This window comes from Kocuria sp. (assembly GCF_030538595.1).
Lineage (GTDB): Bacteria > Actinomycetota > Actinomycetes > Actinomycetales > Micrococcaceae > Kocuria.
In genome coordinates this window covers 188,136-200,996 of record NZ_JAUNTS010000004.1, presented here as the reverse complement: position 1 = coordinate 200,996, position 12,861 = coordinate 188,136, and the positions used below count along the sequence as shown (strand labels likewise).

Here is a 12,861-nt window from a genome sequence, read left to right as displayed (position 1 = left end):
GGGGGTGATCTCAACAACAAACGGTGATCTCACGTGGCGTGAAGGACAGTCACGGGGCCAAGGACTGGCCGAAGGTTGCGGGGTCCACGGGGCGCTGCGCTTTGGGGAGCTTTTCGACCACCAGCAGGTAGGACTCCGTGACCAGTTCATCCACCAGGTCCGGGGTGATGTTGGGGCCTGCGGTCACGGTGATCCAGTGCTTTTTGTTCATGTGATAGCCCGGTGAGATTTCAGCCGGGTACATGGTGCGCAACGACGTACTGTCCGCCGGGCTGGCTTTGAGATTGACCATCTCTTTTCCGGTGGTGGCTGTGACCAGCATGAACACCTTGCCCCGGACTTTGTAAACGTCCCATTCCGGCCCAAAGGGATGTGTCATCTCACTGCCGGGCAGCTCCTCAGCACGCGCCGCAGCTCGCTCCTGGACCTGCGCTCCGTCCACGACTCCCACCCCACTCGACTCGGCAACGTTGTCACCGCCCAGTATGGCTGAGCATCTGCTCACGTGGCTGAGCGTCGATTTGTGCAGCCCATCAGCACTGGTGGGCGGCACAAATCGATGCTCAGCGGTGAAGTCACAACATGGTGACCGCAGTCTCCGGGTCCTCCGCGCAGTCAGCTACAAATCGCAGGAAACCACCGGCCGACCCGCCGTCGCACACCCGGTGATCGAAAGCCAAGGTCAAGACCATCACCTGCCGCACCGCCAGTTCACCATCCACCACCCACGGCTTCTGAATCACCCGGCCCATGCCCAGAATGGCTGCCTCCGGATGATTGATGATGGGTGTGGCCCCGTCCGTTCCGAACACCCCGTAGTTGTTGATGGTGAAGGTGGACCCGGACAGTTCAGCGGTGGAGGCCTTGCCCGCCCGCGCAGTTTCCGTGAGCTCACGGAACGCCGATTGCAACGCGCTGACCCCCAGACCTTGTGCATGGCGCACCACGGGGACCACCAGGCCGCGGTCCGTTTGGGCAGCAAATCCCAGGTTGACGTCGTCAAATACCACGATCTCCTGGCCATCAGGGCCGTCATCCACACGCACGTTCAACTCCGGGTATTGACGCAGCCCAGCCAGCGCAAAGCGCGCCAGGAAAGCCATCAGCCCGGGTGCCTGACCGTGGCGTTGTTTCAGGCGCGAGCGCAGCTCAACCAGAGGGGTGACGTCCACATCCACCCAGATGGTGGCCTCGGGGATCTCCTGCCGGGAACGAGTCATGGCCTGCGCAATGGTCTTGCGGATGCCCTTGACCGGTTGGCGTTGTGCCACGGTCAAGCCTGTGCGTGCATCCACGGTGTCGCCGTGTTCGGTCACGGGCAACTCGGGTGCGCGCACGGCACCGGCCACACCCACAGGGGTGCCAGATTGCCGGTCATCTCCTGCGGACACCCCGCCGACTTCCGGGGCTGCCTCGATGACTGCCAGTATGTCCTTGCGCAGGATCAGCCCACCGGGGCCTGTTCCAGCCACCTCCCCCACGTGCACACCGTGCTCCCGGGCCAGTTTGCGTACCAGCGGAGAGGTCACCTTGGGCGCCAACCGCGGTGCTTGATTCATCACCTCGTGCGCCTGGTGGGCAGCGGCATTTCCCACCCCCGCCCCACGACGACGCCGGCGCCTCCTCCCCGAACCCTCCGATGTCCCGTAGCCAATCAGCACATTGCCGGAGCCTTCCGACTGACCCGCATGATCTTCTCGGGCACCCGGGTCCGCTGCCTCTGAGGGCACCACACCGGCACGTTCTTCCTCCCGGTACGGCAATGCAGCACCACCGGATGCGCCACCGGACACGGAGGGTGCTGCGGCGTCGTCGTCCCCGGTGTCCACGGAAATCAGGGGCTTGCCCACCTCAAGGGTCTGCCCGGCAGCCCCGTGCAGGGTGGTGACCGTACCGGCCCACGGGCAGGGCACCTCCACCAGCGATTTGGCGGTCTCAACCTCCGCAATGGGCTGGTCAATGGTCACGGTCTCCCCTTCGGAAACCAGCCATCGCACCAGGTCAGCCTCGGTCAATCCTTCGCCAAGGTCCGGGAGCAAAAAGGTACGGGGCATCTCAGTCCTCCCACTGCATGGAGTCGATGACGTCCAGGATGCGATCCACGGACGGCAGGTGGTGCTCCTCCAATTTGGGAGCGGGGTAAGGAATGTCAAAGCCGGTCACCCGACGCACCGGGGAGGCCAGCGAATGGAAACACCGCTCCTGGATTCGGGCCACCAGCTCGGAGCCCACGGAGGCGAACCCCTGGGCTTCGGCCACCACCACGGCCCGGCCGGTCTTCTCCACAGAGGTGCAGACCGTGTGGTCATCCAGCGGCACGATGGTTCGCAGGTCCAGCACCTCCACACTCACGCCGTCCTCCGCCGCGGCCTCAGCAGCCTGGAGCACGGTGGGCAGGGACGGCCCGTAGGTCACCAGGGTGACGTCCGTTCCTTCCCGGGCAACGACGGCGGCACCCTCCCGCCGCTCACCACCCTCATAGGTGGCGCGCAAGTCATCCAGACTGAGTTCTGACTTGGACCAGTAGAGCTTCTTGGGTTCAAAGAACACCACGGGATCGGGGCTGTCGATCGCCTCCCGCAGCATCAGGTAGGCGTCCTGAACCGTGCCGGGAACATAAACCTTCAGACCCGGTGTGTGGGCGTAGTACCCCTCCGAGGAATCACAGTGGTGCTCCACGCCACCCACACCACCTCCGTAAGGAATGCGCACGGTCACGGGCAGTTTCACGCGACCCCGAGTGCGGTTGTGCATCTTGGCCAGGTGGGAGGCCACCTGCTCAAAAGCCGGATAGGCAAAGGCATCGAACTGCATTTCCACCACGGGGCGCATGCCGTTCATGGCCATGCCCACGGCGGTGCCCATGATCCCGGATTCCGCCAGCGGGGTGTCAAAGCACCGCTCAGCACCGTAACGCGCGGCCAATCCATCCGTCACGCGGAACACCCCACCCAGGGTTCCCACGTCCTCACCAAAGATCACCACCTCTTGACTTGCCTCCAACGAGTGGGCCAGGGCGGCGTTCAGTGCGGCGCCGAAGGTGAGTTTGGTGGTTGCGGTGGTGGTCATCGTGCACCCTCCGTGTCCGCCTGGAGTTCTTGGGCCAGCATGTCCTGCTGCTCTTGGAGTTGGGCCGTGGGCTCGGAAAACACGTGCTGGAACAACTCCAGCGGGTCCGGGTTGACCTCAGCGTTCATGGCGTCCCGCAGGGAGGCCGCCACGGTTTCGCAGTGCTCGGTGATACGCGCTTCAACCTCGTCCGTCAGCACCCCTTTGTCCATCAAGAAGCTCTGCATGCGCAGCACGGGGTCCTTGGCCGCCCACTGCTTAACCTCTTCGCGTTCGCGGTAGCGGGTGTCGTCGTCGGCGTTGGTGTGGGCCTGCATGCGATAGGTGTGCGCCTCCACCAGAAGGGGGATGCGCTCGGTGCGGGCCAGGTGAACGGCGCGGCGCAGGGCGGCCAGCAGGGCCACCAGGTCGTTGCCGTCCACGCGTTCACCGGCCATGCCGTAGCCAACGGCCTTGTGGGCAAGCGTTGGGGCCACGGATTGGCGGGCCAACGGCACGGAAATGGCGTATCCGTTGTTCTGCACAAAAAACACCACGGGCAGGCGGAACACGGCGGCAAAATTCAGGGCCTCGTGAAAATCCCCTTCCGATGTGGCACCGTCACCGCACATGGCCAACACCACGGTGTCCTCGCCGCGCAACACCGCGGCATGAGCAGCACCTACGGCGTGCAACAACTGGGTGGTGAGCGGCGTGGCCTGGGCTGCCGTGCGGTGCTCGCGCGGGTTGTAGCCACAGTGCCAATCGCCGCGGAAGGAGACCATGACCTCCAAGGGGTCCACACCCTTGGAGATCACGGCCACGGTGTCCCGGTAGGTGGGAAAGAGCCAGTCAGTGTCGCCTAGGCACATGGCAGCGGCCACTTGGCAAGCCTCCTGCCCGTGGCTGGAGGGGTAGACGGCAAGGCGGCCCTGGCGGACCAGTGCGGTGTTCTGATCGTTGACCCGGCGGCCCACCATCAGACGTTCGTAGGCTTGCAGCAGGAGATCGTCTTCCGGAATGGGGTACTCATGGCCCGGCCCGGTGCCTTGCTCCTGGGCGTCCAGCAGCTTGCCCTCAGGAGAGAGCATCCGGATCTCCCGCTCAGCCGGAAGCATGTAATCCTCCGGGCTGATCCCCATGTGGGAGCTGACGCGCTCCACCGGGGTCAACTCCTCCTGAGCCGGTGGGATGGGCGGCCCAACCGGTGTGTCCACTGACTCAGACACGGTCTCCTCCTGGACGGTTTCAGACTGCAGGCGTGCAGCCGATCACGAATGGTCTCCGTCCAGGAAGTCTGATGTATCAAGACTGATTGTCTCCACATCAGCGGCAATCACCGGATGCTTTTGCTCCTACAGGTCTATATGGCAGACAGTTAGAGTTACGGTGACCTGAATCACCTAGCTGTCGTCCAGGAGCATCCATGGCCGCCACCCGCTCCCCACCCGAATCCACCCCACGATCACCGGCCAGCCGCCGCCAACCCCAGCTGGACGACGTCGACCGCCGCCTCCTGGACGAACTCACCCGTGACGGACGGCAGTCCATCACCACCCTGGCCGGGCGCGTGCACATCTCCCGCGCCCAGGCCTACGAACGCGTGGGGCGACTGCGGGAGACCGGGGTGCTGCGGGGGTTCACCACCACCACCGACGCCGTTCGGGCGGGGCTGGGAACCTCTGCCTACCTGACCGTCAAGCTCAAACAGAACGCATGGCGGGAGCTGGAGCAAGCCCTGGATGCCGTGCCTGCCGTGGAACATGTGGCACTGGTGGGTGGGCAGTTCGACGTCATTGTCCTGGTCCGGGCGCGGGACTCCCAGGAATTGCGGGATGTGGTCTTTGAACACATCCAACCCCTGCCCTACGTCTTGGAAACCCAGACCCACCTGGTGTTCGAGGAGCGCGAATACGGGCGAGTACTGGAGCGGTAGGTGCTTGAGCCAGGAGTGAAGCTGGCCCGAACCCTCACGTGACTCGCCCATCAAGCCCTGATGGGCGAGTCACGTGAGGGTTCAGCGGAAGGCTACGCCGGGGTCCGACCCGTCTTCAGGAAGTTCGTGATGCGGGCGGTGCACAGGCGGGTGCCGTCCTCGTGCGTCAGGATCACCTCATGCGTGGTGGTGGAACCACCCAGGTGGATGGCGATCGCCGTCGCTGTGACCAGACCCGAGCGGCGGGACTGGTGATGGGTGGCGTTGATCTCCAGCCCCACGGCCACCTTGCCCATGGTGGAGCCGTGGATCACGGCAGCCCAAGACCCGGCGGCCTCAGCCAGGGCCACCATGGCACCCCCGTGCAGCAGCCCGAAGGACTGGCGGTTTCCCTCCACGGGGGCGGTGATCACCACCCGTTCGGCGGACTGTTCCAGTACCGAAACCCCCATACGTTCATCCAGCTCACCCAGCTGAATGCGCCAGGGTTGGGGCTGATCGGGGGTACTGGGCATGAGCTTCTCCTGTCGCCATCTGTGTCCACGCACAACGTATACGACGCCAAGCCGCCCGCTCTCACCGCGAGCCCGAGCCACGGAACCCACATAGGCTGAATCCATGAACGAGCACCTTAAAGGACTTCGCCATCTGCAACAGCATTCACGGGGCGGAGAAATCAATGTCACGGAAGATGTACCGGAGGAGGAGCATCGCATCGCCGATGCGGTTTATCAGCAGGACCCGGGTCGAAGACTACGTGTCCAGGCTCAACCTGGACTCAGTGACCTGGAGTTCCTGCGGTTTTATCCCCACGTTCGGGCGTTGGAACTGTGGATCTCCAAGGCCGATTTCAACCTAGAGGGTCTCCGCCACCTTCAGAATCTGGACAGACTGCACCTCCTGGGCGACGAAGCCGACCTGGGGGCACCCGCCGTCCGCGACCTACTGCACCGCAACCCCGGCATCGGACAGATCCACAGCATGATCAAAGGCAAAGCCATTCCCAGCCACACATTGGACGAGCCAACAGCACTTCACTCATTACACCTGATGGGAAATCGCGGGACGATCAAGAACATCGACGCCATTGCGGATCTCAAACAAGTCACCTCGCTCGGCTTCGCCTCCACCACCGTGGACTCGGTCGAGGTGCTGCGCGACCTCCAGGGCTTGGAAACCCTGTACTTCGGCTTGGGTAGCACCAAGGATTTGTCCGGCCTGGCAGGTTCCGAGCTCAAGGACTTGAGCCTTGCCGCGATCCGACAGTTTTCGGATCTGTCGTTCCTCAGCGATCTGCGCGCATTGGAAACTGTGAGACTCGAGGCGATGCGAAACGTGACGACGTTCCCAAACTTGGCCGGGCTCTCTGCTCTTACTGACATCACGCTGGATGGAATGAAGGGCCTGCGTAATCTGGAGCTGGTGGCCACCGCTCCAGGGCTACGGCAGCTGACCATCTCGCAGGCCGACTACCTCGACCCGCAGGACTTGCTACCACTGGTGAAGCATCCCTCTCTGCAGAAGTTGAACATTCACTTCACCTGGCGCATCCCCAAGAACGAACGCAAGGAAGAACAACTACGCCAGATGTTCGGGGGGATTTTCAGTCGAGGGTGATCCATGACCGTGTGGCCCAGCTCTCAGGATCAGGTTATAGTCACAATAACTGACCGAACAGTCAGAATATCGTGATTCGTCTGTAAGGAGCTCCCGTGAGCCAGTCCGTGTCCGAGAGCGCGACCACCCGCCAGAGCGCAGAACCGGCCATCCTGCCCAGTTATCTGCAGGATGCCTGGTGGGCTCCCGAGCACCCGCAGCACACCACTGAGGTGCTGGATGCTGTCACCAACCAGGTCATCACCCACGTCAGCACGGACGGCATCGACCTGGCCGCCGCCATCAACCACGCTCGCACCGTGGGGCAGCGCAACTTGGGCGAACTGACCATCCACGAACGCGCCCTCAAACTCAAGGAACTGGCGCTGTTCCTCTCCGAACACAAGAAGGAGCTGTACGAACTCTCCTTCCGCACCGGCTCCACGCAGCGCGATCACTACATCGACATCGACGGCGGGATCGGCACCCTCTTCACCTTTTCCTCCAAGGGGCGGCGCGAGTTGCCCAACGCCAACGTGATCATCGACGGCGCCGTGGAACCGCTGTCCGCCGATGGCACCTTCCTGGGCGAACACATCTACACCCGCATCCCCGGTGTTGCCGTGCAGATCAACGCCTTCAACTTCCCGGTCTGGGGCATGTTGGAGAAGTTCGCCCCGGCATTCATTGCGGGCGTCCCATCCCTGGTCAAACCGGCAACGCCCACGGGTTACGTGACTCAGGCCTGCGTGCGGCTCATGGTGGAATCCGGAATCCTGCCGGCCGGGTCCATCCAATTGGTTTCCGGTTCCGCCCGAGACCTGCTGGATCACCTGGATTACCGCGATCACGTGGCCTTCACCGGCTCCGCGGGCACCGCTCAGACGTTGCGCGAACACCCCAATGTCCTGCAGCACGGCGTGCGCTTCACCGCGGAGACCGACTCCCTCAACGCCGCGATCCTTGCTCCCGACGCCGCCCCGGGCACACCCGAGTTCGATGCCTACATCAAGTCCGTGGTCCTGGAGATCACGGCCAAGGCCGGCCAGAAGTGCACGGCAGTGCGCCGCACGATTGTGCCGCGCGAACACATGGACGCCGTCGTCGGTGCCTTGGAAGAGCGCATCAGTGAGCGCGGCATCCTGGGCGACCCCCGGGAGAAAACGACGACGGTGGGCACCCTGGCATCGCTGGATCAGCAAGCGGAAGTGGGCAAAGCCGTTGAGAAGCTGATCGCGGCCGGGGCCACGGTGCGCGTGGGCGGGCCGGACGGCGAGCGCCCCGAAACCGGCGCGTACTACCCCGTCACGGTGCTCTCCCTGGAGGATTCACGGACCCCGGAAGTGCATTCGGTGGAGGCATTCGGCCCGGTGACCTCGGTGATCGGGTACGACTCGGTTGAGGAAGCCATTGAGCTGGCCGCCATGGGCGCAGGCTCCCTGGTGGCCACGGTGTGCACCCACGATCCGCACACCGCCGCCCAGTTCGCAGCGGGAATCGGTGCTCATCACGGCCGCCTGCTGTTCCTGGACCGCGACGACGCCAAGACTTCCACCGGCCACGGCTCCCCCATGCCCCACCTGGTGCACGGTGGGCCGGGCCGAGCCGGCGGTGGCGAAGAACTGGGCGGCATCCGCGCCGTCAAGCACTACATGCAGCGCACCGCCATCCAGGGCTCACCGGATCTTCTGACGGGTATCACGGGTGTGTGGCACCAGGGAGCTGCGGCCAACACGGCCACCCGCGCTGCCGTCGATTCGGGAGAGGCCGAACACCCGTTCCGCAAGTCGCTGGAAACCCTGCGGATCGGTGATCAGTTCGCCTCCGAACTGCGCACGGTGCGCTTGGAGGACATCACGGACTTTGCCCACGAAACCGGCGACACCTTCTACGCCCACACCGACGAGGACGCCGCCACCGCCAACCCGTTCTTCCCGCGGCGGGTGGCCCACGGCTACCTGTTGGTCTCCTGGGCTGCGGGGCTGTTCGTGGACCCGGCACCCGGACCGGTCCTGGCGAACTATGGCCTGGAGAACCTGCGGTTCATCACCCCGGTCACCTACGACGACGCCATCCGGGTGACTCTCACTGCCAAGCAGATCACTCCGCGGGTCACGGATGAGTACGGCGAGGTCCGCTGGGATGCCGTGCTGCACAATCAGAACGACGAGCTGGTGGCCCAGTACGACGTCCTGACCCTGGTGGCCAAAACCCCCTAGGCCGGTCACCCCCGCCGAGATCACCGGTTGTTGTTGAGAACACCCCCTGTTGCCGGTGTTCTCAACAACAACCGGTGATCTCACGCTGTGGGGGCGGTGAGGGTCAGGCCCCGGACGGCGTATCCAGCCACCACGGCTTCCCACTGAATCCGCGGCTGACCCACCACCGTGACCTGCCGCTCCAGCAATCGTTCCAAGAAGATCTCCGATTCCAGCATGGCAATGGCGTTGCCCGGGCAGCGATGGGCGCCATCCCCAAAGGACATGACCTCCGCCCGGACACCTTTGGGCAGTTCCCGCCCGGGACACAGCTGCAGGGCGGCATCACCCAGTTGGCTGGCATCCGCGTTGGCCTGACGGATGTAGAGCTGCACGCGAGCGCCGGCTGGAATCACATGTTCCACCCCGGATTCCTCCACCAACCGCAGCTCGCTGTCCACACGGCGGAACAAGTGCCCCACCACAGGCTCCAACCGCAGGATTTCATGCAGAATCTTCTGCCGCTGCGCTGAGTCACCCGTCAAGAACTGTTCCCTGAGCTGCACGTTCTCCAGCAGGTGCCACGTGGCCATCTGCAGGAACTCCCGCGTGGTGACCATGCCCGCCGCCCCGTAGGTCAAGCACTCCATCAGGATTTCCAGATCCGTGTACCCCTCCCGGATCAGGTAGGAGATCACGTCATCGGGCGCTGGTGGCCCACCGGCCGCTGCGGCAGTCAAAGCACGTTTGTGAGCTCGGATGGCGGGGAGCACATCCATCAGGAAGAACCGCGTCAACTTGGTGATGGCAACAACTGTTCCAGCCTTGGTTTTGATCCGCTGCCAGCCCACCTGGCGATCGGTCAACATCTCCGCCGGCAGATCAAAGAAGGACACCAATCGCCGGGCCAATGCTTCCGGTTTGCTGGCTGTCAACCCGATCACTTGGGCCGCCACCTGGGTGGAATAGTTCAGAGTGGTCTGCGCCAGATCGCGCGGGGCGGCGTCGTTGTACTCAGTCAAGAAAGCATCGGCACGCTGCGTCACCAACTCGCGGTAGTCCCGGTTGACCACGGCAGGGGCAAAGAATCGTGCGATTTTGGTGCGCTGTTCGCGGTGTTCGGCGCCGTCTGCATACAGCACCGGCCACCGTTTGAGCGGCATCGAACGCATGGAAACCTCCACGGCAAACCCGGACTGCTTGGTCAGGGCACCGGCCCGCAGCACCTCACGGACCAGCGGGAGGGAGCGGATGTGCCATGTTCCATCCTGTTCCTGGACAACCGGGCTGGCACTTTCACCGGCTGGCAGGGCTTTACGCTGACTGTTGACCGCTTTTTGGGGGCCGGAGGCGGAACCGGTGTGGGGGCACGTACTCATACTCACACGGTAGTGGGATCAGGCCGCGCGCAGTCCGTCCAAGGCAATCTTGGCAACGGTGTCTGCCACTTCTTCCGGGCCACCAATGCCCGTGGGGCGGTACCAGTCCACCAGCGAATTGACCATCCCCAGCAGCAGGCGGGGTGCGGCTGTGGCGCTGATGTCCGTGCGCACCGCACCTTCGGCCTGGGCAGCGGCAATCAGCTCCCCCACCTGTCGCGTGAATTGACGACGACGCTGCAGCGCCGCCAGCTCCACCGCCGAGTTCCCCCGTACCCGCAGCAGCAAGGTCACGTAGGGCAGCTGCTCCACCAACACCCGGACTGAGCCGCGCAACACCTGTTCCAAGCGGTCCACAGCGGGGAGTTCTTGCCCCTGAACGGAATCGAACTCAGCCTCCAAGGCATCCAGCGCCCGGTTCAAAAAGAGTTCCAGCAGCTCTTCCTTGGAGTTGACGTGGTGGTAGATCGCGGATTTGGTGATGCCTAAGTACTCAGCCAGCTTCCCCATGGAAGTGGCGTCATAGCCGTGTTTGTTGAAAACCTCCACGCACACCTGCAGCAGTTGCTCGCGGTCATACCCGGGACGGCCACGACGGGCTGATGTGGTGGTGCTTGTCATGAGCAGAAGCCTACGTGGTGGCACCCACTGACCTCAGCCGCTCACAGCGCCATGAAGGTTGTCCGGTGCAACCACAGCCACCGATCACTTGGGGTGTTACTTGGGGCGTTCGTCAAAGATGCGTCGGATCTTGCCGGAAGAGCGTTGCAGAGCGCCGGGTTCTTCCACCGTGATGGTGCAGGAAGAACCGATCTTGGTTTTGATGTTGTGCTGCAACTTCTTGGCAGCGCCCTCAGCCGCATCCACCGTCACGCTTTCCCGGCGCTCGATGCGCACGGTCATCTGATCCATACGGTCCGGGCGGGTGAGCACCAGCTGGAAATGCGGGGAGAGCTCGGCGTGATGCAGGGCAAGTTCCTCAATTTGGGAGGGAAACAGATTGACGCCGCGCAGAATGATCATGTCATCGGAGCGGCCGGTGATCTTGCCCATCCGCCGGTGGCCCGGGCGGGCAGTGCCGGGCAGCAACCGGGTGAGGTCGTGGGTCCGGTAGCGAATGATCGGCAGAGCTTCCTTGGTCAGGGAAGTGAACACCAGTTCCCCGGGTTGGCCCATCTCCAGCACCTCATCCGTGAGGGGGTCAATGATCTCCGGACGGAAATGGTCCTCCCAAATATGTGAGCCGTCCTGAGTCTGCGCGGATTCACCGGCAACCCCGGGGCCCATGACTTCGGAGAGGCCGTAAATGTCGGCAGCTTTCAGACCAAACGTGGCCTCAATTTCATGCCGCATCTCCTCCGTCCACGGCTCAGCACCGAGCACTGCGTATTTCAGGGAGGTCTCCCGCGGGTCCAGTCCTGCTGCCTTGAACCCATCTGCAATGGTCAGCAAGTAGGTGGGCGTGGACAGAATGGCGGCCGGCTCAAAATCACGGATCAGCTGCACCTGTTTTTCGGTTTGCCCACCGGACATGGGGATCACGGCACAGCCCAGGCGTTCCGCACCGTAATGGGCGCCCAGCCCGCCCGTGAACAATCCGTACCCGTAAGCGTTGTGCACGCGATCCCCCGGACGGATGCCGGAAATCCGCAGACAGCGAGCCACCAGGTTGGCCCATGTGTTGATGTCGTTCTCCGTGTAGCCCACCACCGTGGGCTGCCCCGTGGTCCCGGAGGAGGCATGAACGCGCCGGATCTGGTCAAAGCCAACGGCAAAGGCCTTGAACGGATAGGCCGCACGCAGGAACTCTTTGTCCGTGTACGGAAAGAGTTTGAGATCTTCCAGATCTTTGAAGTCCCCCGGATGCACCCCGTGGGAATCGTAGAGCTCCCGGTAAGCGGGAACATTCTGGTACGCGTAGTGCAAGCTCCACCGCAACCGCTCAGTTTGCAGGGACTCGATCTGGTCCCGGCTCATCATCTCTTCGGGCTCCGGCTGGGATCTGTCCGCAGCAGGTGCACTGGGGGTGTACGGGTTTTCAACGGAGGTGGTCATGACCGTCTGCTCCTGGTTCGGCGCCGACCCCGTGGGAGCCTGCAACTACGGGCGTGAATCGTGGGTGACGTCAACGGTGACGTCAGGAGGATTTCGGCGCGGGGATGGTGCGGTGACGCCCGCGGAACAGCGCCACCACGGTGTCCCCGTGGCGCACCGTGATGTCGCAGATCCCACTGCGTCCGTTGTGCTGAAGAAGGTGCCCTTCAGCTTCCAGAACGTCTCCGACTCGGGTGGGGGCCAGGAAATTGATGTCCACGCCAGTGGCCACGGTGACCGTGCCGTCGTCCTGCGTGGGGTGGTTGCAGGTCAGCGCAAAGCACGTGTCTGCAAGGGTGAACACCATGCCCCCGTGGCTGATGCCAAAGCCATTGACCATTTCTTGGCGCACGGTCATGCGCACTACGGCGTGGCCCTGTTCGGCGGCCACCACCTCCATACCCATCCAGCGGGTAGCGGCATCATTGGCCAGGATCTTGTGCTCTCCCACGCACCCCTCCTAAAAATAGACCGATCGGTCAGTAATGACCACAGAGAACCACTCCCCGAGCTTTGTGTCAAGACTCACAGCTAGGCATTGACGACGGCGTCACAGCCACCTATTCTGACCGAACGGTCAGTTAATCATCGCGCGCTGTTCAGACGCCTC

At 63.4% G+C, this 12,861-nt stretch carries 12 protein-coding genes; 3 read left to right on the top strand and 9 right to left on the bottom strand.

Going from position 1 to position 12,861, the window contains the following annotated elements; translation table 11 throughout:
• Positions 1 to 49 precede the first annotated feature (49 nt).
• From Q4G32_RS05625 to Q4G32_RS05610, 4 genes are all read right to left on the bottom strand, one after another.
• The gene (locus Q4G32_RS05625; protein ID WP_441327466.1) at positions 50 to 505 is read right to left on the bottom strand and encodes an MmcQ/YjbR family DNA-binding protein; all 456 of its coding nucleotides are present in this window, start codon (positions 503 to 505) and stop codon (positions 50 to 52) included.
• A gap of 70 nt (positions 506 to 575) precedes the next feature.
• Entirely contained in the window at positions 576 to 2,054 is a 1,479-nt protein-coding gene (locus Q4G32_RS05620; RefSeq protein WP_303349869.1) for a dihydrolipoamide acetyltransferase family protein, read from the bottom strand.
• A 1-nt stretch (position 2,055) separates the two neighbouring features.
• Positions 2,056 to 3,069 carry an alpha-ketoacid dehydrogenase subunit beta gene (locus Q4G32_RS05615; protein ID WP_303349867.1) on the bottom strand — a complete coding sequence of 338 codons (1,014 nt, stop codon included), beginning with the start codon at positions 3,067 to 3,069 and terminating at the stop codon, positions 2,056 to 2,058.
• Positions 3,066 to 4,190: a thiamine pyrophosphate-dependent enzyme gene (locus Q4G32_RS05610; protein ID WP_303349886.1), complete on the bottom strand. Its 1,125-nt coding sequence runs from the start codon at positions 4,188 to 4,190 to the stop codon at positions 3,066 to 3,068. Before Q4G32_RS05610 ends, Q4G32_RS05615 begins: the two co-directional genes overlap by 4 nt.
• A gap of 284 nt (positions 4,191 to 4,474) precedes the next feature.
• On the opposite strand from Q4G32_RS05610, the gene Q4G32_RS05605 reads away from it, so the two are divergent.
• On the top strand, positions 4,475 to 4,984 hold the full coding sequence (locus tag Q4G32_RS05605; RefSeq protein ID WP_303349865.1) for an Lrp/AsnC family transcriptional regulator: 510 nt from the start codon (positions 4,475 to 4,477) through the stop codon (positions 4,982 to 4,984).
• A gap of 92 nt (positions 4,985 to 5,076) precedes the next feature.
• Here the strand turns inward: Q4G32_RS05605 and Q4G32_RS05600 are convergent, their stop codons facing one another.
• Positions 5,077 to 5,499 carry a PaaI family thioesterase gene (locus Q4G32_RS05600; RefSeq protein ID WP_303349884.1) on the bottom strand — a complete coding sequence of 141 codons (423 nt, stop codon included), beginning with the start codon at positions 5,497 to 5,499 and terminating at the stop codon, positions 5,077 to 5,079.
• A 103-nt stretch (positions 5,500 to 5,602) separates the two neighbouring features.
• On the opposite strand from Q4G32_RS05600, the gene Q4G32_RS05595 reads away from it, so the two are divergent.
• Positions 5,603 to 6,601: a hypothetical protein gene (locus Q4G32_RS05595; RefSeq protein ID WP_303349864.1), complete on the top strand. Its 999-nt coding sequence runs from the start codon at positions 5,603 to 5,605 to the stop codon at positions 6,599 to 6,601.
• A 95-nt stretch (positions 6,602 to 6,696) separates the two neighbouring features.
• Positions 6,697 to 8,799, top strand: coding sequence for a phenylacetic acid degradation bifunctional protein PaaZ (gene paaZ, locus Q4G32_RS05590; RefSeq protein ID WP_303349862.1), 2,103 nt, complete (start codon positions 6,697 to 6,699; stop codon positions 8,797 to 8,799).
• Between the two features lie 80 nt (positions 8,800 to 8,879).
• Here paaZ and Q4G32_RS05585 read toward each other — a convergent pair whose 3' ends face one another.
• The 4 genes from Q4G32_RS05585 to paaI form a co-directional block, all read right to left on the bottom strand.
• A complete protein-coding gene (locus Q4G32_RS05585) occupies positions 8,880 to 10,157 on the bottom strand; it encodes a cytochrome P450 (protein ID WP_303349860.1) in 1,278 nt (425 codons plus the stop codon).
• An 18-nt stretch (positions 10,158 to 10,175) separates the two neighbouring features.
• The gene (locus Q4G32_RS05580; protein WP_303349858.1) at positions 10,176 to 10,778 is read right to left on the bottom strand and encodes a TetR/AcrR family transcriptional regulator; all 603 of its coding nucleotides are present in this window, start codon (positions 10,776 to 10,778) and stop codon (positions 10,176 to 10,178) included.
• Between the two features lie 96 nt (positions 10,779 to 10,874).
• On the bottom strand, positions 10,875 to 12,212 hold the full coding sequence (locus tag Q4G32_RS05575) for a phenylacetate--CoA ligase family protein (RefSeq protein ID WP_303349857.1): 1,338 nt from the start codon (positions 12,210 to 12,212) through the stop codon (positions 10,875 to 10,877).
• An 82-nt stretch (positions 12,213 to 12,294) separates the two neighbouring features.
• Entirely contained in the window at positions 12,295 to 12,702 is a 408-nt protein-coding gene (gene paaI, locus Q4G32_RS05570; RefSeq protein ID WP_303349855.1) for a hydroxyphenylacetyl-CoA thioesterase PaaI, read from the bottom strand.
• Positions 12,703 to 12,861 lie beyond the last annotated feature (159 nt).

Coding starts and splice junctions, on each gene's coding strand:
- Q4G32_RS05600 (WP_303349884.1), bottom strand. CDS start 5,499: ATGCCCAGTACCCCCGATCAGCCCCAACCCTGGCGCATTCAGCTGGGT.
- Q4G32_RS05580 (WP_303349858.1), bottom strand. CDS start 10,778: ATGACAAGCACCACCACATCAGCCCGTCGTGGCCGTCCCGGGTATGAC.
- Q4G32_RS05585 (WP_303349860.1), bottom strand. CDS start 10,157: ATGAGTACGTGCCCCCACACCGGTTCCGCCTCCGGCCCCCAAAAAGCG.
- Q4G32_RS05610 (WP_303349886.1), bottom strand. CDS start 4,190: ATGGGGATCAGCCCGGAGGATTACATGCTTCCGGCTGAGCGGGAGATC.
- Q4G32_RS05575 (WP_303349857.1), bottom strand. CDS start 12,212: ATGACCACCTCCGTTGAAAACCCGTACACCCCCAGTGCACCTGCTGCG.
- Q4G32_RS05615 (WP_303349867.1), bottom strand. CDS start 3,069: ATGACCACCACCGCAACCACCAAACTCACCTTCGGCGCCGCACTGAAC.
- Q4G32_RS05595 (WP_303349864.1), top strand. CDS start 5,603: ATGAACGAGCACCTTAAAGGACTTCGCCATCTGCAACAGCATTCACGG.
- Q4G32_RS05620 (WP_303349869.1), bottom strand. CDS start 2,054: ATGCCCCGTACCTTTTTGCTCCCGGACCTTGGCGAAGGATTGACCGAG.
- Q4G32_RS05605 (WP_303349865.1), top strand. CDS start 4,475: ATGGCCGCCACCCGCTCCCCACCCGAATCCACCCCACGATCACCGGCC.